Origin of the sequence: Streptomyces sp. R11 (assembly GCF_041051905.1) — a bacterium.
Lineage (GTDB): Bacteria > Actinomycetota > Actinomycetes > Streptomycetales > Streptomycetaceae > Streptomyces.
In genome coordinates, this window is record NZ_CP163432.1 from 4,938,169 (window position 1) to 4,960,838 (window position 22,670).

A 22,670-nucleotide genomic window follows, 5' to 3' on the forward strand; every position below is an offset into this window, starting at 1 on the left:
CCGGGTTCGTGCTGTCCGCGCCCGTCCACAGGCTGTGGACGGGCGCGAGCGCTCAGCCCGCCAGGGACTTGAGCCGCTTCACCGCCTCCTCCAGGACCTCGGTCTGCTTGCAGAACGCGAACCGGACGAACGGCGCCCCCGCCTCCCGGTGGTCGTAGAAGACCGCGTTGGGGATCGCGACCACCCCGGCCCGCTCCGGCAGCGCACGGCAGAAGGCGAAACCGTCCGTCTCGCCGAGGGGGCGGATGTCGGTCGTGATGAAGTACGTGCCCGCGGGCTTGAAGACCTCGAAGCCCGCCTCCGTCAGCCCCCCTGCCAGCAGGTCCCGCTTGACGAGCATGTCGTCACGGAAGGCCGCGAAGTAGCCGTCGGGCAGGGCGAGCGCCTCGGCGACCGCGTACTGGAACGGCCCCGACGAGACGTACGTCAGGTACTGCTTCGCCGAGCGCACGGCCGTGACCAGGGCCGGCGTCGAGGTCACCCAGCCGACCTTCCAGCCGGTGAAGGAGAAGGTCTTGCCCGCCGACCCGATGGACACCGTCCGCTCCCGCATGCCCGGGAACGTGGCGAGCGGCAGATGCTCGGCGTCGTCGAAGACCAGGTGCTCGTACACCTCGTCGGTCACCACCAGCAGGTCCCGCTCCACGGCCAGCTCAGCGATCGCGGCCAGCTCCTCGCGGGTGAGGACCGTGCCCGTCGGGTTGTGCGGGGTGTTGATCAGCAGCAGCCGGGTGCGGTCGGTGACGGCCGCGCGCAGCTCGTCGAGGTCCAGGCGGAAGCTTCCCTCGTGCGGGCGCAGGGTGACCGGCACGCGCGTGCCGCCCGCCATGGCGATACAGGCCGCGTAGGAGTCGTAGTACGGCTCGAAGGCGATGACCTCGTCGCCGGGTTCCACGAGCGCGAGCAGGGCGGCGGCGATGGCCTCGGTGGCGCCCGCGGTGACCAGGACCTCGGTGTCGGGGTCGTACGACAGGCCGTAGCGCCGCTCCTGGTGCGCGGCGATCGCGGTGCGCAGCTCGGGGACTCCGGGGCCCGGCGGGTACTGGTTGCCGCGCCCGTCGCGCAGGGCCCGTACGGCCGCCTCGCGGACCTCCTCGGGTCCGTCCGTGTCGGGGAAACCCTGACCCAGGTTGATGGACCCGGTGTGCAGGGCCAGCGCGGACATCTCGGCGAAGATCGTCGTCCCGAACTCGGCGAGCCGGCGGTTGAGCAGGGGGCGGGAGCTGGAGGTCATGCCGGCCATCCTGCGCCCAAGCTCTGGAGTTCCTCAACTCTGCTTTGGGCCGTGAGGCGGCCGGGCATCTCCCTCCCACGCACCGAGCGGGAGGCGCCCACGGGGGGACGCCACGGTCCGCTTCGGGGGAACGGAAGGAGGCTGACGCCATGATCACAGGGTTCGTTCTGGCGCTGGTCGCAGTGGTCTTCGTGTTGATCTTCGTGTCCGCCGTGCGCGGCGGCTCACGATCGGCCAACCGCTCACACAGCCGCAGGACTCGCTCGCACGACAGCGGCGGCAGCAGCAGCTGGTGGGCCGGCGGGGGAGACAGCGGTGGTTCGTCCTGCGGGGGCGGCTCGTCATGCGGAGGCGGGTCGTCCTGCGGAGGAGGGGGCGGCGGGGGCGGATGCGGTGGCGGAGGCAGCTGACACGGGGCAGCTGAGCTCCCCGAGCAGGGGGAACCGCATCCGTATGGAGCGGGGCCGGGTACCTGGGACCGGCCCCGCTTTCGTGTTCACCGGGCGTACCGGCGCACGCCCCGCCCTCAGAGGCGTACGCCGGAGTTGAACAGTTGAGCTGATAAGCCCTCTGAGGGATGGAAACCCTACGAACTTGGGTAAAAACGCTGTGGCGGCGCCACACTTCATGATTCCCTGAAACACCAACGCAGCCTCTCGGACGTCCCGCGGACACCCCTTCTGACCGGCCGACTGGGCTGACCGGGTCGACTCCCGGTGTCGGCCGGGGTTCGCCGCCGGAGACCGAAACCTCCCCTTTTTCTTTGCGTGCTTGCGGAGCCGACCCATGCTCACGACCCTGAACACCGCCTATACCGACACGCGCGCGGCCGACCTCGCCTGGGCCCTGGGGCGGGAGCCGCTGCCCGCGCTCGCCGCGCTCGACCTCGAACTGACCGGGACGAAGCTCCAGTTGCGACTGCTCGGCGCGTCCCACCAGGTACTCCTGGAGGAGGACCGGGGCATCTGCTCGGAGACGGTGGCCTGTATGCCCGGCAGCAGCACGCCCCTTCCGCTCGGCGTGGCCAAGCGGGCGGGCGACTGGGAGTACGAGTTCGCGGCCCGGGTGGAGATCCTGTCGCCGGGTCAGTTCGCGGGTCGCGCACAGGAGTTGCTGGCGCTGGTCTCCGACCACCCGCACGGCCTCGCCGGCGTCTTCCCCGGCAGCCCGCACGCCTTCACCGCGATGCTGGCCCAGCACCACGAGGGGCAGGTGCACTGGCGGACGTGGCACGCGTACCCGCAGGACGGGCAGTTGGTGGCGACGCGCACGAGGGTGGGGGTGAGGACAGTGGCGGCCGCGCTCAGACCCCGGTCCAGGCAGTCCAGCCCGTCCGGCGCTTGAGCCCCCGGTAATGGCGACGCAAACGTCCCCCACCTCAACAACACACGTGTGGGTGACGAAGCGTGCCGCAGGCGTAACGTACCGTCGGCAACGTGATCGAGCCGCACGCCCCCGCCCCGCCCGGCACAACACCGCCCTGGGGTGGCCCCGCACGGCTTCCGGTCCGGCCGGGGACCGGGCGGTTCCTGGTCCTCGCCGGCGTCTTCGTCTGTGCCGCCTGCGGACTCGTGTACGAACTCGAACTCGTCGCCCTCGCCTCGTACTTGATCGGTGACTCGGTCACCCAGGCCTCCGTCGTGCTGTCCGTCATGGTCTTCGCGATGGGCCTCGGCTCCCTCGCCGCGAAACGCCTGCGTCCGTACGCCGCGGCCGGCTTCGGGGCCATCGAGGCCGTACTCGCCCTCGTCGGCGGCTGCAGCGCGTTCGCGCTCTACGCCGTCTTCGCCTGGACCGGCGACTGGGGCGGCCTGTGGGCCAACGGCCCCCGCTGTCTCCTCGTCGCCTTCTCCCTCATCATCGGCCTGCTGATCGGCGCCGAAGTGCCGCTGCTGATGGAGCTGATCCAGCGCATCCGGCGCCAGGACGCGGGCGGCGCGGTGGCCGACCTGTTCGCCGCGGACTACGTCGGCGCGCTCGTCGGCGGCCTCGCGTTCCCCTTCCTGCTCCTGCCCCTGCTGGGCCAGTTGACCTCCGCGCTGATCACCGGCGCCGTCAACGCCGTCGTGGGCGGCGCGCTGGTCCTCGGCCTGTTCCGCGGGGACCTCAGCCGCCGCGCCCGGTGGCTGCTGGTGGTCGCCAACGTCGCCGTGCTCGGCGTGCTCGCCTCGGCCGCCGTACTCGTCGACGACTTCGAACGGGCGGCACGGCATGCGGTCTACGGGCGGGACGTACGCGTGGCACTCCACACCGACCTCCAGGAGGTCGTCATCACCGGCGGCACGCACGGCCGCCCCCTGAACCTCTTCCTCGACGGCCGCCTGCGGGTCAGCGGCCAGGACGAACGCCGCTACCACGAGGCGCTGGTCCACCCCGTGATGAGCGGCGAGCGCACGCGCGTGCTGATCCTCGGCGGCGGGGACGGGCTGGCGGCGCGCGAGGTGCTGCGCCATCCCGGGGTGCACCGGGTCGATGTCGTCGAGGCCGACGCCGGGGTGGTGAGCCTGGCGCGCCGGGATCCTCCGCTGGCCGACCTCAACGACCACGCCTACGACGACAACCGCGTCCACGTCATGACCAGCGACGCCTTCCGCTGGCTGCGGGCGGCGCCGCCGGCGACGTACGACGTCGTCATCTCGGACCTCCCCGACCCCGGCATCACCGCCAGCACGAAGCTGTACTCGCAGGAGTTCTACGGCCTCGCCCGGCGCGCCCTGACCCCGCACGGCCTGCTGGCCGTGCACGCCGGCCCGGTCTCGACCCGGCCCCGCGTCTTCTGGACGGTCGACGCGACACTGCGGGCCGCGGGCCTGCGGACCGCCCCGTACTGCGTCCGAGGCCGCGGTTCCGGTTTTGCGGCGGGCCCCGACCGCTCGGCGGGCCCGACGCGGGCACCGCACGACTGGGGGTTCATCCTGGCGGGCCGTGGCGAGCGTCCGGCGTTGCGGCTCGGGGCGGGGGAGGGGGCGCCGCGGCCCGGGACGTTGACGCGGCAGGGGCTGGCGGGGGATGCGCGGGCGGCCGAGGGGACGCGGGTCGGGGGTTGGGGGCGTCGACATTGGTGCATCCGCGGTACTGAGGTGGGTGGTGGGGGGCAGGGCTCTCGTGCGGGGCGGGGAGGGTACGCCCGGCGGGAGGTCTTGCGGTGGGAATCCTCGGATGTGTGGGTGCGGTTCACGCCATGCTGGGTAGGCTCGGTCCCCATGGAGCATGAGGTGTTCGTTCCGGTTGCGGCCGAGCGGCTCAGGGCGGTGCTGGCCGATCCCGCACGGGTTGCCCGGGCGGTCCCCGGGCTCCAGCAGGACGCCGGGGCCGAGCCCGTTGCCGGGCGGCTGAAGGTGCGCGTCGGTGGTCACACGATCACGTACCGGGGCGCCGTACGGGTCTCTGCGCAGGAGGACGGTGACGGTGCGTCCGCCTACGCCGTCGAGGGCGATGCGACCGAGGTGCGGGGCAGCGGGGTCGTGAAGCTCGCGCTCACGGTGCGGGTCCTTGAGGCCGAGGGCGGGACCACCGTGCGGTTCGCGGGGACTGCTTCGGCGGACGGACGGGTGGCCGAGTTCTCGGCGGAGGCGGTCGGCGCTGCCGTGGGTCGGTTGCTGAACCGTTTCGGGGAGCAGTTGGGGATTGTGGCGGGGGAGGCTGCGTCGCCGGGGGCGGGGCAGGAAGCGGGTGCCTCCGAGGATCTGGAGGGGTTGGCTCCTGGGGAGTTCGAGACCCGGGTGACCAGTGACTTCGAGACGACGCCGGATGCGGATGACGCTGCGGCGCCCGGGCCGGCTTCGGCTTCGGCGCCGGGGTCGGATTCCGGTGAGGGTGGTGAGGAGGCGTCCGTCTTTGACGCCGAGGTTCCGCCGCCGGCGCTCGAACCGGAGGCCGAGGCGGAGGCCGGGGACGGTGAGGCTCCTGTGGCCGAGGCGGCTCATGCTCGGCGGACGATGATCGGGCGCAGCGCGGAGGAAGTGGATCACGCGCCGCCGCGGGGGCGGTATGCGCCGGTGCCGGCGCCGCAGACTGTCGTGCCGAGTTCTACGTTGCGGTGGGCTGCTCCGGCGGCGGCGATTGTGGTGGCGTCGGCGATTGTGGTGGGGCGGGCGTTGCGGCGGCGCCGTTGAGGGCGTTTTTTCGCCCCCCCGCCCCTGCCCTTCCCGTCCTCCAGGGGCCGCAGCCCCTTCGACCCCGCCCCCTGGGGGCTGTTGCCCCCAGACCCCCGCTTCGGCCTGAACGGCCTCGTCCTCAAAACGCCGGACGGGCTGGAACAGCGGGTGGGGGTTGGGGGTGGCGGTGTCTCGGCCTCGAACGTCGGATGGGCTGGAATGCCGGGGCCGGCGTCGAGAAGGGGATGCCGCCCGCGGCCCGTCTGGGATGGCTCCGCCCGGTTCAGCAGGCTTGATCGCCCCAGTAGGGTCATCCCCGTGAGTAACGAACACATCACGCTGACCGCGGGTGACGCGGAGGTGGACGTGCTGCCGGGGAACGGTGGGCGGGTCGGGGGGCTTCGGGTCGGGGGGACGGAGTTGTTGCGGCAGGGGGAGCGGTTCGGGTGTTTTCCGATGGTTCCCTGGTGTGGGCGGATCCGGGACGGGCGGTTCCTGGACGGGGCCGTCGTGCGGCAGATGCCGCTGAACGCCCCGCCGCACGCCATCCACGGCACGGCACGCGACGGCGCCTGGAAGGTGGCCAGGGTCGCCGGGGACGAGGCCGTCATCACGTACGACCTGGTCGAGCCCTGGCCCTACGCCGGCCGCGTCACCCACGTCATCGCGCTCACCCCGGACAGCCTCAGCCTCACCATGTCCGTCGAGACGTACGAGACGTCCTTCCCGGCTCAGATCGGCTGGCATCCCTGGTTCAACCGGAACCTCGGCGGAGAGGGCGCCCAGGACGTGCTGCTCGACTTCAGCCCCGCCTGGCAGGAAGAGCGTGGTGACGATCATCTGCCCACCGGGAACCGGATCGATCCCCGGCCCGGGCCCTGGGACGACTGTTTCGGGATGCCCGGCGGTGTCGACGTGACGCTCACCTGGCCGGGGCAGCTGGAGCTGAAGGTGGCCGGCCGGGAGGAGTGGGTCGTCGTGTACGACGAGCAGGAGGCGGCCGTGTGTGTCGAGCCGCAGACCGGGCCGCCCAACGGGCTGAACACCCTGCCCCGCCTGGTCACGCCTCTGGAGCCGCTCGAGGCCGCGACCGTCTGGAGCTGGCGGCGCCTCTAAGCTGGGCGGCATGACTGACGTACGTGGCGCGCTGTTGCAGCAGATCAAGGACAAGGCCGTGGTGCACGGCAAGGTGACCCTGTCTTCGGGGCTGGAAGCCGACTACTACGTCGATCTTCGGCGCATCACCCTCGACGGGGAGGCCGCTCCGCTGGTCGGGCAGGTGCTGCTCGACCTGACCGCGGAGCTGGAGTTCGACGCGGTGGGCGGGCTCACCATGGGCGCCGACCCCGTCGCCGCCGCGATGCTGCACGCCGCCGCCGCGCGCGGGAAGCGGCTCGACGCCTTCGTCGTGCGGAAGGCCGCCAAGGCGCACGGGCTGCAGCGGCGGGTCGAGGGGCCGGACATCGCGGGGCGGCGCGTGCTCGTCGTCGAGGACACCTCCACCACCGGCGGCTCGCCGCTCACCGCCGTCGAGGCCGTGCGCGAGGCGGGCGCCGAGGTCGTCGCCGTCGCGACGATCGTCGACCGGGCCACCGGCGCCGCCGAGAAGATCCAGGAAGGTGCGGGCGTGCCGTACCTGTTCGCGTTCTCCAAGGACGAGTTGGGGCTCGACTGACCTCGGCCCAGGCGGACGTCCGTCTCGGCTGGTGACAGGCACTCGGAGCATCCCGGTTCGTCATGGAAAGATGGCCCCGGCGATGCCGACGATGACGTCGCAATCGAGGTCTAGGTCAGGGCCGTAAAGAAGAACGCTGTACGCAGTACGTCAACCCGCACACTCCAAGGAGCGGACAGATGCCCATCGCAACCCCCGAGGTCTACAACGAGATGCTCGACCGGGCGAAGGCAGGCAAGTTCGCCTACCCGGCCATCAACGTGACCTCCTCCCAGACCCTGCACGCGGCCCTGCGCGGCTTCGCGGAGGCGGAGAGCGACGGCATCATCCAGATCTCCACGGGTGGTGCGGAGTTCCTCGGCGGCCAGCACAGCAAGGACATGGTCACCGGCGCCGTCGCCCTGGCCGAGTTCGCGCACATCGTCGCCAAGAAGTACGACATCACCGTCGCCCTGCACACCGACCACTGCCCGAAGGACAAGCTCGACGGGTATGTACGCCCGCTGCTCGCCGTGTCCGAGGAGCGCGTCGCGCGCGGTGAGAACCCGCTGTTCCAGTCGCACATGTGGGACGGTTCCGCCGAGACCCTCGCCGACAACCTCTCCATCGCGCAGGAGCTGCTGGAGCGCGCCCGCGCCGCGAAGATCATCCTCGAGGTCGAGATCACCCCGACCGGTGGCGAGGAGGACGGCGTCTCGCACGAGATCAACGACTCGCTGTACACGACCGTCGACGACGCCATCCGTACCGTCGAGGCCCTCGGTCTCGGCGAGAAGGGGCGCTACCTGCTCGCCGCGTCCTTCGGCAACGTGCACGGCGTGTACAAGCCGGGCAACGTCGTGCTCCGTCCCGAGCTGCTGAAGGAGCTCAACGAGGGCGTCGCCGCCAAGTACGGCAAGGCGTCCCCGTTCGACTTCGTCTTCCACGGCGGCTCCGGCTCCTCCGCCCAGGAGATCGCGACCGCGCTGGACAACGGCGTCGTCAAGATGAACATCGACACCGACACGCAGTACGCCTTCACGCGTCCGGTGGCGGCCCACATGTTCCAGAACTACGACGGTGTCCTGAAGGTCGACGGCGAGGTCGGCAACAAGAAGACCTACGACCCGCGCACCTGGGGCAAGCTCGCCGAGGCGAGCATGGCCGCGCGCGTGACGGAGGCCTGCTCGAACCTGCGCTCGACGGGTACGAGGATCAAGTAGTTTTCCGGTCCTTCCCGGGACACCTCCGAGCCCGGCGCCTGTCTACGGTGCCGGGCTCGCTGTATACCTGGGAGCATGCCTGACGTCCGGCTGGCCTCACCGCAGGGCAAGTGGATCCTGCTCACCACCGTCCTCGGCTCCAGCATGGCGATGCTGGACTCGACCGTCGTCAACGTCGCCCTCCCGCGTATCGGCGAGGACCTCGACGCCGACCTGGCCGCGCTCCAGTGGACCGTCAACGCGTACATGCTCACGCTGGCCGGGCTGATCCTGCTCGGCGGCTCGCTGGGGGACCGGTACGGGCGGCGCCGGATCTTCGTGATCGGCGTGGTGTGGTTCGCCCTGGCCTCGCTGCTGTGCGGGATCGCCCCGAACGCCGGGGTGCTCGTCGCCGCGCGGGCGCTGCAGGGGATCGGCGGCGCGCTGCTCACGCCCGGCTCCCTCGCCCTGATCCAGGCGTCCTTCCACCCCGACGACCGGGCGCGGGCGGTCGGACTGTGGTCGGGTTTCGGGGGCGTGGGCGCGGCGGTGGGCCCCTTCCTGGGCGGCTGGCTGGTGGACGGGCCCGGCTGGCGCTGGGTGTTCCTCCTCAACGTCCCGCTGGCGCTGGCGTGCGCACCGATCGCCGTACGGCATGTCCCCGAGTCGGGGGACGGCGGCAAGCACGGCGGCTTCGACGTCCTCGGCGCGGTCCTCGGCGCCCTGTCCCTCGCCCTGGTGACGTACGCGCTGATCGAGGCCCAGGACGGCTCGGTGGTCGTCGCCGTGTCCGCGACCGCCGGTGTGGCCGCCGGGGTCGCCTTCGTCTACGTCGAGAAGCACCGGTCCGATCCGATGATGCCGCTCGGCATCTTCGCGTCCCGCCAGTTCACCGCCGTCAACCTCGTCACCCTCTGTGTGTACGCGGCTCTCGGCGGCTTCTTCTTCCTCGCCGCGCTCCAGCTCCAGGTCGTCTCCGGCTACTCGGCCCTGGGCGCCGGTACGGCCCTGCTCCCGACGACCGTCCTGATGCTGCTGCTCTCCGCCCGCTCCGGCGCGCTGGCGGACCGGATCGGCCCACGCATCCCGCTCACCGTCGGGCCCCTGCTCTGCGCGGTCGGCATGCTGCTGATGCTGCGCGTCGGCCGGGACGCCTCGTACGTCGCCGACGTGCTCCCCGCCGTGCTCGTCCTCGGTGTCGGCCTGGTCACCCTCGTGGCCCCGCTCACCGCCACCGTCCTCGCCTCGGTCGACGTCGCCCGCGCGGGCCTGGCCAGCGGCATCAACAACGCGGCGGCCCGAGCGGCGGGCCTGATCGCGGTGGCCGCACTGCCGCTGCTCGCCGGCATGGGGGAGGAGGCCTACCGCTCGCCGGACGCCTTCGACACCGCGTTCGGGCGGGCGATGCTCTGGTGCGCCGGGGCGCTGGTCGTCGGCTCGGCAATCGCCTTCGCGACGGTACGCCCCCTGCCCCCGGACTGCCGCAAGCCGGAATGCCTCCATCACGGCTCGATCAATTCGCCGCCGCTGGAGGGGGTGCGGAGCAAGTCGCGGGTGCCGACGGAAGGCGAGGGGTAGTCGCGAGTGCAGGGAGGCTCTGCCTCCCGGAGCCGGCCCGCATGATTCAGCCCGTCCGGCGTTCGAGGACGAGGCCCGTTCAGGGCCGATAGCGGGGATCTGGGGGGCCGCAGGCCCTCAGGGGCGGGGGTCGAAGGGGCGGCAGCCCCTGGCGGACGGGACGGGTAGGGCGGCGGGGCGATGACACGACACCCACGGCCTCCGGCGATGGCCCACACTTGACCCCATGGCCATTCACGAAAACCTCCTCGGGGGCCCGCCCCCGACTCACCTCCCCGACGACCCCGAGCCGCGCGAGCTCCTCGCCGGCGGCACCGCCCCCGCGGACGTCGCAGCGAAGTACCCCACCTCCTCCCTGGCCTGGGCCCAGCTGGCCGACGAGGCCTTCGAGCGCGGCAGCGTCGTGGAGTCGTACGCCTACGCCCGTACGGGCTACCACCGCGGCCTGGACGCCCTGCGCCGCAGCGGCTGGAAGGGCCACGGCCCGGTCCCCTGGGAGCACGAGCCGAACCGCGGCTTCCTGCGCGCCCTGCACGCCCTCGCCCGCGCCGCCGGAGCGATCGGCGAGCAGGAGGAGTACGAGCGCTGCTCACAGTTCCTGAAGGACTCCTCGCCGACGGCCGCCCAGACCCTGGGCTAGCCACCGCGCCTCCCCCGTCGTGGGGCCCGCCGGTGTGACGAGGGCGGGCCTTGCGATGCGGGAGGACATCCCTGAGGATGCCGGGTGGGGACCGGGGCCCCTTTGTCGATAACGGCAGGGCGGACCGCTACCCGGAGTTACACAGGAGACAGCGATGTCCCAGCAGGCTCACAGGTCCGCAGAGACTCAGGAGCCCGAGACCCCGAATCTCGACTTCGCAGGCACGACGCCGTACGAGGACTACGTCAAGGCGGACGTGCTCACCCATCTCCAGCACACCCTCTCCGACGACCCCGGAGAGATGGTCTTCCTGGTCACGACCCAGGTCATGGAGCTGTGGTTCACCGTCATCGTCCACGAGTGGGAGACCGCGGCACGCGCCCTGCGCGAGGACCGCCCGGCCGTGGCGATCGACGCCCTGAAGCGTTCGGTGCGGGAACTGGACGCCCTGAACTCCTCCTGGAAGCCGCTCGGCCAGCTCACGCCGGCCCAGTTCAACTCCTACCGCAGCGCCCTCGGCGAGGGCTCCGGCTTCCAGTCGGCGATGTACCGCCGGATGGAGTTCCTGCTCGCCGAGAAGTCCGCGTCCATGCTGGTCCCGCACCGCGGCGCCCCCCGCGTCCACGCGGAGCTGGAGAAGGCGCTGCACGAGCCGAGCCTCTACGACGAGGTGCTGCGCTTCCTCGCCAGGCACGGCTGCGCGATCCCGCAGACCGTGCTGAAGCGGGACGTGTCGCAGAAGTACGAGCCGTCGCCGGCGGTCGAGGCGGCCTGGACCGCGATCTACTCCGGCGACCAGAACTCCGAACTCGCCCGCCTGGGCGAGGCGCTCACCGACGTCGCCGAACTGGTGTGGCGCTGGCGCAACGACCACCTGGTCGCCACCCGGCGCGCGATGGGCGCCAAGGCGGGCACGGGCGGCTCGGCCGGCGTGGCCTGGCTGGAGAAGCGGGCGCAGAAGAACGTCTTCCCGGAGCTGTGGACGGCGAGGTCCCATGTCTGAGTTCGCCGAACTCGCCGCCAAGGCCGAGAAGCTCGACGCGACCGACGAACTCGCGGGCAAGCGCGCGGAGTTCGTGCTCGACGAGGTGGTCTACCTCGACGGCAACTCGCTGGGCGCCCTGCCGTCGAACGTGCCCGGACGGGTCGAGGACGTCGTACTGCGGCAGTGGGGGCGCATGCGCATCCGCTCGTGGGACGAGAGCGGCTGGTGGACCGCGCCGGAGCGGATCGGCGACCGGATCGCGCCGCTGGTCGGCGCTGCGGCGGGCCAGATCGTGGTCGGCGACTCGACAAGTGTCAACGTTTTCAAGGCACTTGTGGCCGCGGTACGGATGGCGGAGTCCGCCGGTTCCGGCCGGGACGAGATCCTGGTCGATGCGACCACCTTCCCCACGGACGGCTACATCGCCGAGTCGGCGGCCCGGATGACCGGCCGTACGCTGCGGCCCGTGACGCCCGCCGAGGTGCCGGCGGCACTGTCCGGCCGTACCGCCGCCGTCCTGCTCAACCACGTCGACTACCGCACGGGCCGGCTGCACGACCTGCCGGCCCTCACCGCCGCCGTGCACGCGGCGGGCGCGATCGCCGTGTGGGACCTGTGCCACAGCGCGGGCGCGCTGCCCGTCGGACTCGACGAGCACGGGGTCGACCTGGCGGTGGGCTGCACGTACAAGTACCTGAACGGCGGCCCGGGTTCACCGGCGTACCTGTACGTGCGCCGGGACCTCCAGGACCGCTTCGACTCCCCGCTCCCCGGCTGGACCTCGCACGCCGAGCCCTTCGGCATGCGTCGCGCCTACGAGCCGGCCGCGGGCGCCCTGCGCGGCCGTGTCGGCACGCCGGACATCCTCTCCATGCTCGCCCTGGAGGCGGCCCTGGAGGTCTGGGACGGTGTGTCGGTCGAGGCGGTGCGGGCCAAGTCGCTGGCGCTGACGGACTTCTTCCTGGAGTGCGTCGGGGCCTATGTGGGGGAGGGGCGCGTCGAGTCGCTGACCCCCGTGGCCCATGACGAACGCGGCAGCCAGGTGGCCCTGCGCTGCGAGAACGCCGGGGAGGTCATGCAGCGGCTCATCGAGCGAGGGGTCGTCGGCGACTTCCGGCATCCCGATGTGCTGCGGTTCGGATTCACGCCGCTGTACGTGGGGTTCGCGGAGGTCGAACGGGCGGCCCGGGTGCTGGCGGCGCTGCTCCCGGGGGAGGCCCCGGCCTAGTCGGCGTACACCCCCGCCACGGCAGCCGCGTGCGCGGCCCGCGCTGCGCGCTCCGCGGCGGGGGCGTCGGGGATCACCCCGGTCGTCAGCAACTGGTAGTAAAGGGGCGCCGACACCGCCCGTACGACCGCCTTCGCGTCCGTCCCGTCGGGCAACTCCCCCCTGGCGACGCCCTGTTCCACGCACGGCGCCCACTCCGCCACCCGCACCTCGTAGAACCGGCGGAGCGCCTGCGCCGTACGTGCGTCGCAGGTCGCCGCGGCGATGACGGCACGGAACAGGGCGCCCTGCCGGGGATCCGCCAGCGTCCGCTGCACCAGCGTCGCGTTGGCGAGCAGGTCGCCCAGCACGGACCCGGTGTCCTCGCGTGGCAGCGACTGCTCGGCCATGTCGGCGAGCAGGTCGGCCACCAGCCCGGTCACCGAGCCCCAACGCCGGTACACGGTGGTCTTGCCGACCTCGGCCCGGCGGGCGACATCCGCGAGGTCGAGGCCGTCGAGACCCTGCTCCGCCAGTACGTCGCCGGCGGCCCCCAGCACGGCCTCACGGACACGCGCGGTACGCCCTCCGGGACGTACGGTGCCGGGCTCGGCGGACATATCGGCCTCCTTGGTGCGCGTACGATCTGCGAACCCAGCGTAACGGAACAGTGGAACCGTTTACTCCTCACCCTGCGTGACATCCCCGTGTTCACGCACGTCACCCGCCTGATACCGTCCCCGCCAACGGCCGAATTCCCGCGTGGTCCGCCACCCCGCTTTCGTCCAAATCCGTTTCGTCGCTGAGAGGTTGAGCATGCCGGACGACGTCGCAGCTGCCCGGGCCGCTGCCGAAGAGGAGTCCGCCTTCTCGCACCCACCCGTCGACCCCGACGCCATCGCCTCGTACGGCGACCACCCCGACCAGGTGATCGACTTCTACGCGCCGCGCGGCGAGGCCGTTCCGGGCGACCTGGCTCCGCTGGTCGTCGTACTGCACGGCGGGGCGTGGCGGGCGCCGTACGACCGGCGGCATGTCACGCCGTTCGCCGACTTCCTGGCGCGCCGCGGGTTCGCCGTGGCCAATGTGGAGTACCGGCGGGGGGCGGCGGATTCCGGTACGGGCGCCCCGGTCGCCGGACGCTGGCCGGACACGTTCGACGACGTCGCCGCCGCGCTGGACGCGTTGCCCGCGCTCGTACGGGAGATGCTCCCGCAGGCCGATCCGCGCCGGACCGTGGCCACCGGCCACTCGGCCGGCGGTCACCTGGCCCTGTGGGTGGCGGCCCGCCATGTCCTGCCCGCGGACGCCCCCTGGCGCACGGACCGCCCCGCGCCCCTGCGGGGTGTCGTCGCGCTGGCCCCGATCGCCGACTTCACGGTCGCCGACAAACTGGACGTCTGCGGCGGAGCGGCGCAGCAACTCCTCGGCGGGGGAGTGGAGTTCGCCGAGCGTCAGCCGTACGCCGACCCCGCGCTCCTGCTTCCGACGGGCATCGCGACGACGCTCGTCCAGGGCCGGACGGACGTCGTGGTCCCGCAGGCGGTCGCCGAGTCGTACGCGGACGCGGCGGCGAAGGCCGGGGAAGTGATCGGTCTGACCCTGCTGGAGGATGTCGGCCACTTCCCGCTGATCGACCCTGCGGCGGATGCGTGCGCGGTGGTGGCGGAGGAGATCGCGCAGCTGGCGTGGTGAGTTCGCAGGTGCCCCCTCACCTGCACGTATCCCATCACCCGCACCTGTCCCGTCACCCGCATGCGCCCCGCCCGGAGCGGCCCCTGAATGGAGGGCCCCTTCATACCCGTAGTACCTGAGAGCTACGTCGCAGGTGAGCTCCCTGGCATGACGCGGACGACAAGTCCGGATCCGTAACTTCCCTTCCAGGTAGGCCCGATGGCCGGGCGGGCTGGAAGGGATGACGACCATGGGGCGGACGACGGGGGTAGCGGGGGCGAGCTCGTCCGGGAGGGTGGGTCGGCCGAGCGAGGCGGGGGGCTTGAGCGGGGCGCTCGGGCCGAGTGGGCCGACCGAGCCGGGGCTGAGCGGGCCGAGTGGGCCTCGGGGGACGAAGAAGGCCCGCCGCACGCACAGACTGCGTCGGGCGCTGCTCGCCACCGTGATCACCGGTGCCGTGGTCGTCCCGCTGTCCGGTGCGGCGCGGCCCGAGATACCCGCCCCGGATCCGGCCGCCCTCGCGCCGGTCACGGCGGCGACGCTGGACGAGGCGTACGCCGCCAACCGTGCCAACGCCGCCGAGGCGTCCCGCATGGCCGAGGCCGACGGCCATCGCGAACGCGCCGCCGCGGACCGTGCGATGGCCGACCCGTCCCGCCACTTCCTCACATTCGACGGCCGCGGCCCCGGCCTCGCGACGGAGGTCTTCGGCGACCTGGCGCACGCCGACCGCATCGCCGTCCTGGTCCCCGGCTCAGACACGTCCATCGACACCTACGACCGTTTTCGCAACACCGCCCGCGCGCTGCACGAACGCCTCATCCGGGAGGCCCCGCAGGGCACGCGCACCGCGGTAGTGGCCTGGCTCGGCTACGAGACACCGGGCACGATCGGCGCCACGGTCGCCACGGCGGGACGGGCCGAGGAGGCGGCGCCGAAGCTGCGGGAGTTCGTACAGCAGCTGCGGGCCATCCCGGCTCGCACGTCGAGCGCGGGCGAAGCGCCGAGCATGAGCGGCACGTCGAGCACGGGCGGCAGGTCGAGCCTGGGCGGCACGTCGAAAGGGCCGGCCGAGGAGGGGCCGCACATCTCCCTCCTCTGCCACTCCTACGGCTCGGTGGTCTGCGGCCGTGCGGCCTCCGACCTCGATGTGGACGACATCGCCCTGATAGGCAGCCCCGGCACCGGCGTCGACACCGCCGGCGCCCTGCACACCCCGGCCCGCGTCTGGGCGGCCCGTGGCGGTGGCGACTGGGTGGCCGAGGTCCCGCACGTCAGGTTCGACCTGCTCGGCACGACCGTCGGCTTCGGCACCGACCCGATGTCGCCGTCGTTCGGCGCCCGGGTCTTCGCGGCGGGCGACGGCGGCCACAGCGACTACTTCAGGCCCGGCACGACGTCCCTGGCGAACCTGACCCGCATCGTCCTGGGCGAGACCTCGGAGGTGACCCATGGCTGAGTCCACGATCGTGCGTGCGCGCGGTGCATGGCGGGGCATACCGGAGGGCATCCGGCAAGGCGCCGCCCGCGTCGACGCCGTCACCCCTGTCGAACGGGACCGGGCGGTCGACGCCTTGCGTGCCTTCGCCATCCTCGGCGTCGTGCTGGGCCACTGGCTGGTGACGGCTCTGGTGGCGGACAGCGGGTCCGGCCTGCGCACCGCGAGCCCGCTCCAGCACATGCCCTGGCTGGCCCCGATCTCCTGGGCCTTCCAGACCCTGGCCGTGTTCTTCCTGGTCGGCGGCCACGTGGCGACCCGCGGCTACACCTCGGCGCGGGCACGCGGCACGACGTACGGACAGTGGCTGAGGTCCCGTATGTCCCGCCTTTTCAAACCGGTGGCGGCCGTCCTCACCCTGTGGACGGTGACGTCGGTCCTGCTGCTCCTCTCGGGCACGGACATCGACACCGTCCGCACCCTGCTCAAACTGGCCCTGTCTCCCCTGTGGTTCCTCCTGGTCTTCGCGGCGCTGACGGCGGTGACGCCCCTCCTCCTGCGCCTCAACCCCCTGTGGCCCCTGGCCGTCGTCCTCCATGTGGACCTCCTACGCTTCGGCCTGGGCGGCCCCGCGTGGCTCGGCTGGGTGAACGTGGCGGCCGGCTGGCTGGTGCCGTTCAGCTTGGGCGCGGCGTGGACCCAGGGTGAGCTGGAGCGCCGCCGCGCGGGCTGGATCCTGCTGACGGGCGGCGCGGCGGCGACGGCGGCGCTGGTCGCCTGGGCGGGCTACCCGGCGTCCATGGTCGGCGTCCCCGGCGCCGGCATCTCCAACCTCAACCCGCCGACCCTGGCCGCAGTCACCTTCGGCCTGGCCCAGTGCGGCCTGGCCCTGCTCCTGCGCGAGCCACTGCGCCGCACGATGCGCCGCCCCCTGGCCTGGGCGGCGGTGGCCCTGCTCAACCTCTCCGCGATGACGATCTTCCTGTGGCACCAGACGGCCCTGATGGCCACCACAGCCACGGGCCTCCTGGCAGGCCACCTCCCGGGCCTGCACACACTCCCCGACAACCTCACGTGGGTGGCGGCCCGGCTGGCATGGCTCCCGGTGTTCACCCTGGCCCTGACGGCCTGCTGGACGACGTTCCGCCTTTACGAACAAGGCCCGCGCCGCGCCAAGGGCCGCACATCCAGGGTGATCCGCTCCAACACCACCCGACAGAGCGGGAAAACGAAGGCCAAGCGCCATGCCTAGTGTTGACCCCGTGAATGGCGAGGAGGAGAGGCCGACGGCTGCCGAGGGGGAGCGGGGTTCGCGGGGGCCGGCTGCGGGGGCAGGGGCTGAGGGCGGGCAGGCCTCGCATGAGCACGCCTCGCACGTGCCACCCGCACCCGACGACGATGCCCGCACGGGCGGTGCAGGTGGGAAAACAAACGCGGCCGAAGACCGCGTGCCCACCCACACACCCGCACCGGCACCCGCACGCAAGAAACGCAGCCTCCCCACCAACCTCCGCAAACCCTTCGGGAGAACGTGGCTCCGCTGGCTGACCATCCTCCTCACCACCTGGATCGCCCTCGGCGTCTCCCTCGCCGGCGGCAACGACCTCAGCGCCGTCTACGACCTGAGCACGGCCGACGGCCTGATCGCCGGCTTCGCCCAAGGCATCACCCTGTGCCTGGCCCTGTGGCGCCCCGGCCAGGCATGGGCACTGAGCCTGACGGCCACCTTCATCACCGCCCTCATCGCCCGCCCTCACATCGCGGGACACCCACCCCCCGCCCCCAACTGGCCCTGGACCACGCCCGAAGTCATCGCCCACGCCGGCGTCCTCCTGCTCCTGGCCCTGCGCGTCCCCACCCGCAAGGCCGTCGCGGCTCTCGCGGTGTCAGGCCTGGCCACCTTCGTCCTCCAGGGCCAGTTCGGCGGCACGAAGTACGCCGGCACCGGCGCCGCGGCGGTCACCGTCTTCGCCATCGCAGTCGTCGTCGGCACCGCCCTGCGCGGCCGCAAAGAGGCCCGCACCCAACTCGTCGAGCAGGAAACGCTCACCGCGGAGGAACGAGCCCACCGCACCCTGCTGGAGGAGCGCAGCCGTATCGCCCGCGAGTTGCACGACGTGGTCGCCCACCACATGTCGGTCATCTCCATCCAGGCCCAGGTCGCCCCCCACCTCGTCGAGAACCCGTCCGACGAACTGAGGGAGAACCTCGACGGCATCCGGCAGAACGCACTGGAGGCGCTCACCGAACTCCGCCGCGTCCTGGGCGTCCTGCGCTCGGAACACCCCGACGCCCCGGACAACCTGGCAGCGGCCGGCACAGGCACCGGATCGGCCACTGCCCCGCACGCCCCCCAACCCACCCTCGACCGGCTCGACGCCCTCGTGGAGAACACCCGGGCCGCCGGCCTGACCGTGACCCTCGACGTCACCGGCGAGCGCCGCCCGCTGCAGCCCGGCCTGGAGCTGTCGGCCTACCGGATCGTGCAGGAGGCGCTGAGCAACGTACTGCGGCATGCCCCCGGCGCGACCGCCCGCGTCGAAGTCGTGCACGAGCGCAGCGGCCTGACCGTGTGGGTCGCCAACTCGCGGCCGGAGCGCCCCGCGCCGCCGTCGCCGGGCGCGGGGCACGGCCTGCTCGGCATGCGGGAGCGGGCCGCGATGCTCGGCGGTGCCCTGTCGGCGCACCCGTCGCCGGACGGCGGCTACCTGGTGAGCGCGTATCTTCCCGCATACCCGCGCATCGAGGGCCTCGGCTACGTTCCCCAGGATCCCCATCACGCCCACGCCCCTGCCCCGGACAAGGACGGCACCGCATGACGAGCAGCCCCATCCGCGTACTCATCGCCGACGACCAGCAGATGGTCCGGCAGGGTTTCACCGTGCTGCTCAACACCAAGCCCGACATCGACGTGATCGGCCAGGCGGTCGACGGCCTGGACGCGGTCACGAAGGTGGCCGACCTTCTCCCGGACGTCGTGCTGATGGACATCCGCATGCCCGAACTCGGCGGCATCGAGGCCACCCGCCGCATCACCGCCGCGACACCGCAGATCAAGGTGCTGGTGCTGACCACCTTCGACCTCGACGAGTACGTGTACGAGGCGCTGCACGCGGGTGCGTCGGGCTTCCTCCTCAAGGACGCCTCCGCCGACCAGCTGGCCGAGGCGGTCCGGGTGGTGGCGGCCGGCGACGCCCTGCTGGCGCCCGGCATCACCCGGCGGCTGATCGTCGAGTTCTCCCGCCTGGTCAAGCGGCCCCGGGCCCCGCTCAAGGAACGGGTCGGCGACCTGACCGAACGCGAGACGGAGGTCCTCGCGCTGATCGCGCAGGGGCTGTCGAACGCGGAGATCGCCGAGCGCCTCGTCGTGGCCGAGCAGACCGTGAAGACCCATGTGGGCCGCATCCTGGTGAAGCTGGGCCTGCGCGACCGTACGCAGGCGGCGGTGTTCGCGTACGAATCGGGGCTGGTGCGGCCCTCCGGATACTGAGCGGGGCCGTGGCCCACCAGCCACCCGCACCTGGCCTCGACCAGCAGCGATACCCGTAGTACCTGAGATGGACCTGCAGGAACCCCTCTCACTGGGGACGACCGCGACAGGGCCCTGCGCCTACCGTTCTGTACGTGACCGAGACGACTCAGATGCCGACCCCGCCACCCGGAGACGGGGCCAAGACGCGCAGCCCCGAGTACCGGCTGGCCGCGAACGCCCTGCAGGGGCTGCGCCAGGATCTGTTCCACGACGCCTTCGCCTACCGCCCGCTGGCCCGGATGAGGGTCGACGGCCCCGTGACCCGGCGGCTGCCCGGCCGCATGCGGGAGTACGCGGCCTGGACACCGCACGCCGTGATCGCCACGATCGGCCTGCTCACGCTCCTGATGTCCGCCGCCGACAACGACAAGGGCGCGCTGCTGCTCGGCCCGCTCGCCCTGATCCCGATCCTCCTGACCATGGTCCGGCCGGTCGGAGCGTTCTGGCTGTCGATGGCGGCCACCCCGGTCAGTCACGTCTTCGGCAGCTCGTGGGACGGCTGGCCATGGCTGCCCGCGACCTTCATCTGCCACCTGACCGTGCTGACGGTCGTGGCCATACGCACCAGACCACGCACGGCCGCCTACATGTGGGCTGTCACCGCGGCCTACGCCTTCGTGGCGGACCTGCTGTTCGGCCCGGGCTACTACGGCACGAACTCCGGCCCCATGCTCATCCTCTCCGCACTGATGCTGCTCGTCGTCGCCGTCTGGCACACCCGCAAGGAGGCCAGGCAGGAGGTCACCGCCCAGCAGACCGTGACCGCTCAGGAGCGCTCAAGGCGCACCCTGCTGGAGGAGCGTACGAACATCGCCCGGGAGCTGCACGACGTGGTGGCCCACCACATGTCGGTCGTCGCCATCCAGGCCGAGGCCGCCCCCTACCGGGTGGAGAACCCGCCGCCGGAGCTGGAGCGGGCCTTCGCCACCATCCGGGAGAACGCGGTGGCGGCCCTCACCGAACTGCGCCGAGTCCTGGGCGTCGTCCGCGCCGAGGACTACGAGGCCCCGGACGCCCCGCAGCCCACCCTCGCCGACCTGGACGCGCTGCTGGCCAACGTGCGGGACGCGGGTCTGAGCGTGGAGAAGACGGTGATCGGCGCGGTCCGCGAGCTGCCGCCCGGTGTGGAGCTGTCGGCGTACCGGATCGTGCAGGAGGCACTGAGCAACAGCCTGCGGCACGCGCCCGGCGCCGGCGCCCGGGTGGAGGTCGGGTACGTTCTCGGTGGTCTCGGCCTGCGCATAGTCAACGGGCCGCCGCCCGCGCCGGCCCTCGTGAAGCCCTCGCCGGGAGCCGGGCACGGCATCACCGGGATGCGGGAACGCGTCACCATGCTGAACGGTGAGATGACGGCGGACCGGATGGAGGACGGCGGCTACGAGGTGGCCGTGTTCCTGCCGGTCGCCATGACGACAGAGGACGGCTCATGACCATCCGCGTGCTGATCGCGGACGACCAGATGATGGTGCGCGAGGGCTTCTCGGTCCTGCTGAACGCGATGCCGGACATCGAGGTCGTCGGCGAGGCGGTCAACGGACGGGAAGCGGTGGACCGGGTCCGCGAACTCACCCCGGACGTCGTGCTGATGGACATCCGGATGCCGGAGCTGAACGGCATAGAGGCGACCCGGGAGATCGTCGCGGCCGACGGCGCGGCGAAGGTGCTGGTGCTGACCACCTTCGACCTCGACGAGTACGTGTACCAGGCACTGCGCGCGGGAGCCTCGGGCTTCCTGCTGAAGGACGCCTCGGCACGCCAACTCGCTGACGGAGTGCGGGTGGTGGCGGCCGGCGAGGCCCTGCTCGCTCCCTCCATCACCCGGCGGCTGATCACGGAGTTCTCCAAGCTGTCCGACTCCCCGCGTCTGATGTCGTCCGCGCACGCGGCGTACGGGGACCTGACCGAGCGGGAGACGGAGGTGCTGGTGCTGATCGCGCAGGGCCTGTCGAACTCGGAGATAGCCGAGCGGCTGGTGGTAGCCGAGTCGACGATCAAGACCCACGTAAGCCGGATCCTGGTGAAGCTGGGCCTGCGGGACCGTACGCAGGCCGCGGTGTTCGCGTACGAGGCGCGGCTGGTCACGCCGGGCTGAGCGGACACCCCTGGTCAGGGAGGGGGAGGTGGGGCTAACGTCCGGGCATGGCAGCTCCTTCCGCCCTCGCGTTCGACCCGTGGGACCCGGCGTTCCTCGCCGACCCGTACCCCGCCTACGCAGAGCTGCGGGCCCGGGGCCGGGTGCACTGGTTCGAGCCCACGAACCAGTGGCTGGTCCCGCACCACGCGGACGTCTCGGCGTTGCTCCGCGACCGTCGCCTCGGGCGGACTTACCAGCACCGTTTCACGCACGAGGACTTCGGGCGGACGGCGCCGCCGCCGGAGCACGAGCCGTTCCACGTCCTGAACGACCACGGGATGCTCGATCTGGAGCCGCCGGACCACACCCGGATCCGCCGGCTGGTGTCGAAGGCGTTCACGCCGCGCACGGTGGAGCAGCTGAAGCCGTATGTGCGGGGACTGGCGGGCGAGCTGGTGTCGGGGCTGGTCGACGCGGGTGGCGGTGATCTGCTGACGGACGTCGCGGAGCCCCTGCCGGTCGCGGTGATCGCCGAGATGCTGGGGATTCCCGAGTCGGACCGGGCGCAGCTGCGGCCCTGGTCGGCGGACATCTGCGGGATGTACGAGCTGAACCCGTCCGAGGAGACGGCGACCAAGGCGGTACGGGCGTCGGTCGAGTTCTCTGACTACCTCCTGGAGCTGATCGCGGCCCGCCGCAAGAAGCCCGGCGACGACCTGATCTCGGGTCTGATCGCTGCGTACGACGAGGGCGACCGCCTCACCGAGCAGGAGATGATCTCGACAGCGGTCCTCCTGCTGAACGCCGGCCACGAGGCCACGGTGAACTCCACGGTCAACGGCTGGTGGGCCCTGTTCCGCAACCCCGACCAGCTGGCGGCCCTGCGCGCCGACCACTCCCTCATCCCGTCGGCGATCGAGGAGCTGATGCGCTACGACACCCCGCTGCAGCTCTTCGAACGCTGGGTCCTGGACGAGATCGAGATCGACGGCACGACGATCCCACGCGGCGCGGAGATCGCCATGCTGTTCGGCTCCGCCAACCACGACGCGACGGTCTTCGAGAACCCGGCCGCGCTGGACCTCACCCGCAAGGACAACCCGCACATCTCCTTCAGCGCGGGCATCCACTACTGCATCGGCGCACCGCTGGCCCGCATCGAACTGGCGGCGTCGATGACGGCCCTGCTGGAGCAGGCACCGACCCTGCGGCTTGCGGCGGAGCCGGAGCGGAAGCCGAACTTTGTGATTCGGGGGTTGGAGGGGCTGAGCGTCGAGGTGGGTTGATCACTCGTTCGCCTGACCACTGAGCGAATCCCGATCGCAGGTCGTCGGCGGCTCGTCAAGGTGGTGCCT

19 protein-coding genes and 1 pseudogene are annotated in these 22,670 nt (G+C 71.9%); 18 read left to right on the forward strand and 2 right to left on the reverse strand.

Annotation, left to right across the window (positions count from 1 at the left end):
- Positions 1–52: 52 nt before the first annotated feature.
- Positions 53–1,243 carry a pyridoxal phosphate-dependent aminotransferase gene (locus AB5J55_RS22890; RefSeq protein WP_369272456.1) on the reverse strand — a complete coding sequence of 397 codons (1,191 nt, stop codon included), beginning with the start codon at positions 1,241–1,243 and terminating at the stop codon, positions 53–55.
- Between the two features lie 777 nt (positions 1,244–2,020).
- Between AB5J55_RS22890 and AB5J55_RS22895 the strand changes: the two genes are divergently transcribed.
- The 10 genes and pseudogenes from AB5J55_RS22895 to kynU all read left to right on the forward strand — a co-directional run bounded on the left by AB5J55_RS22895 (position 2,021) and on the right by kynU (position 12,618).
- Positions 2,021–2,578 carry a DUF2617 family protein gene (locus AB5J55_RS22895; protein WP_369272457.1) on the forward strand — a complete coding sequence of 186 codons (558 nt, stop codon included), beginning with the start codon at positions 2,021–2,023 and terminating at the stop codon, positions 2,576–2,578.
- A gap of 92 nt (positions 2,579–2,670) precedes the next feature.
- Positions 2,671–4,313: pseudogene (locus AB5J55_RS22900) on the forward strand (polyamine aminopropyltransferase).
- A gap of 124 nt (positions 4,314–4,437) precedes the next feature.
- Positions 4,438–5,349 carry an SRPBCC domain-containing protein gene (locus AB5J55_RS22905; protein ID WP_369272458.1) on the forward strand — a complete coding sequence of 304 codons (912 nt, stop codon included), beginning with the start codon at positions 4,438–4,440 and terminating at the stop codon, positions 5,347–5,349.
- A gap of 300 nt (positions 5,350–5,649) precedes the next feature.
- The gene (locus AB5J55_RS22910) at positions 5,650–6,447 is read left to right on the forward strand and encodes an aldose 1-epimerase (RefSeq protein WP_369272459.1); all 798 of its coding nucleotides are present in this window, start codon (positions 5,650–5,652) and stop codon (positions 6,445–6,447) included.
- A 10-nt stretch (positions 6,448–6,457) separates the two neighbouring features.
- On the forward strand, positions 6,458–7,006 hold the full coding sequence (gene pyrE, locus AB5J55_RS22915; RefSeq protein ID WP_355842601.1) for an orotate phosphoribosyltransferase: 549 nt from the start codon (positions 6,458–6,460) through the stop codon (positions 7,004–7,006).
- A gap of 179 nt (positions 7,007–7,185) precedes the next feature.
- Complete coding sequence (fbaA, locus tag AB5J55_RS22920) at positions 7,186–8,208, forward strand: class II fructose-bisphosphate aldolase (RefSeq protein ID WP_369272460.1); 1,023 nt, start codon at positions 7,186–7,188, stop codon at positions 8,206–8,208.
- Between the two features lie 75 nt (positions 8,209–8,283).
- On the forward strand, positions 8,284–9,765 hold the full coding sequence (locus tag AB5J55_RS22925) for an MFS transporter (protein ID WP_369272461.1): 1,482 nt from the start codon (positions 8,284–8,286) through the stop codon (positions 9,763–9,765).
- Positions 9,766–9,991: 226 nt separating this feature from the next.
- On the forward strand, positions 9,992–10,405 hold the full coding sequence (locus AB5J55_RS22930) for a DUF3151 domain-containing protein (RefSeq protein WP_369272462.1): 414 nt from the start codon (positions 9,992–9,994) through the stop codon (positions 10,403–10,405).
- Between the two features lie 154 nt (positions 10,406–10,559).
- Positions 10,560–11,408 (forward strand): tryptophan 2,3-dioxygenase family protein, encoded by an 849-nt coding sequence (locus AB5J55_RS22935; RefSeq protein WP_369272463.1) that lies wholly within the window; start codon positions 10,560–10,562, stop codon positions 11,406–11,408.
- The gene (gene kynU / locus AB5J55_RS22940; RefSeq protein WP_369272464.1) at positions 11,401–12,618 is read left to right on the forward strand and encodes a kynureninase; all 1,218 of its coding nucleotides are present in this window, start codon (positions 11,401–11,403) and stop codon (positions 12,616–12,618) included. Before AB5J55_RS22935 ends, kynU begins: the two co-directional genes overlap by 8 nt.
- Here kynU and AB5J55_RS22945 read toward each other — a convergent pair.
- The gene (locus tag AB5J55_RS22945) at positions 12,615–13,217 is read right to left on the reverse strand and encodes a TetR/AcrR family transcriptional regulator (protein WP_369272465.1); all 603 of its coding nucleotides are present in this window, start codon (positions 13,215–13,217) and stop codon (positions 12,615–12,617) included. The two genes, kynU and AB5J55_RS22945, sit on opposite strands and share 4 nt — an antisense overlap.
- 196 nt (positions 13,218–13,413) lie before the next feature.
- On the opposite strand from AB5J55_RS22945, the gene AB5J55_RS22950 reads away from it, so the two are divergent.
- The 8 genes from AB5J55_RS22950 to AB5J55_RS22985 all read left to right on the forward strand — a co-directional run bounded on the left by AB5J55_RS22950 (position 13,414) and on the right by AB5J55_RS22985 (position 22,601).
- Complete coding sequence (locus tag AB5J55_RS22950; protein WP_369272466.1) at positions 13,414–14,292, forward strand: alpha/beta hydrolase; 879 nt, start codon at positions 13,414–13,416, stop codon at positions 14,290–14,292.
- A gap of 301 nt (positions 14,293–14,593) precedes the next feature.
- Complete coding sequence (locus tag AB5J55_RS22955) at positions 14,594–15,730, forward strand: alpha/beta hydrolase (protein ID WP_369272467.1); 1,137 nt, start codon at positions 14,594–14,596, stop codon at positions 15,728–15,730.
- Complete coding sequence (locus tag AB5J55_RS22960) at positions 15,723–16,961, forward strand: acyltransferase (protein ID WP_369272468.1); 1,239 nt, start codon at positions 15,723–15,725, stop codon at positions 16,959–16,961. The genes AB5J55_RS22955 and AB5J55_RS22960 overlap by 8 nt, the downstream gene beginning before the upstream one ends.
- A 196-nt stretch (positions 16,962–17,157) precedes the next feature.
- The gene (locus AB5J55_RS22965; protein WP_369272469.1) at positions 17,158–18,528 is read left to right on the forward strand and encodes a sensor histidine kinase; all 1,371 of its coding nucleotides are present in this window, start codon (positions 17,158–17,160) and stop codon (positions 18,526–18,528) included.
- Entirely contained in the window at positions 18,525–19,199 is a 675-nt protein-coding gene (locus AB5J55_RS22970) for a response regulator (protein ID WP_369272470.1), read from the forward strand. The genes AB5J55_RS22965 and AB5J55_RS22970 overlap by 4 nt, the downstream gene beginning before the upstream one ends.
- Before the next feature lie 134 nt (positions 19,200–19,333).
- The gene (locus AB5J55_RS22975) at positions 19,334–20,671 is read left to right on the forward strand and encodes a sensor histidine kinase (RefSeq protein WP_369272471.1); all 1,338 of its coding nucleotides are present in this window, start codon (positions 19,334–19,336) and stop codon (positions 20,669–20,671) included.
- Positions 20,668–21,333 carry a response regulator gene (locus tag AB5J55_RS22980; RefSeq protein WP_369272472.1) on the forward strand — a complete coding sequence of 222 codons (666 nt, stop codon included), beginning with the start codon at positions 20,668–20,670 and terminating at the stop codon, positions 21,331–21,333. Before AB5J55_RS22975 ends, AB5J55_RS22980 begins: the two co-directional genes overlap by 4 nt.
- 47 nt (positions 21,334–21,380) lie before the next feature.
- Positions 21,381–22,601 (forward strand): cytochrome P450, encoded by a 1,221-nt coding sequence (locus tag AB5J55_RS22985; protein ID WP_369272473.1) that lies wholly within the window; start codon positions 21,381–21,383, stop codon positions 22,599–22,601.
- Positions 22,602–22,670 lie beyond the last annotated feature (69 nt).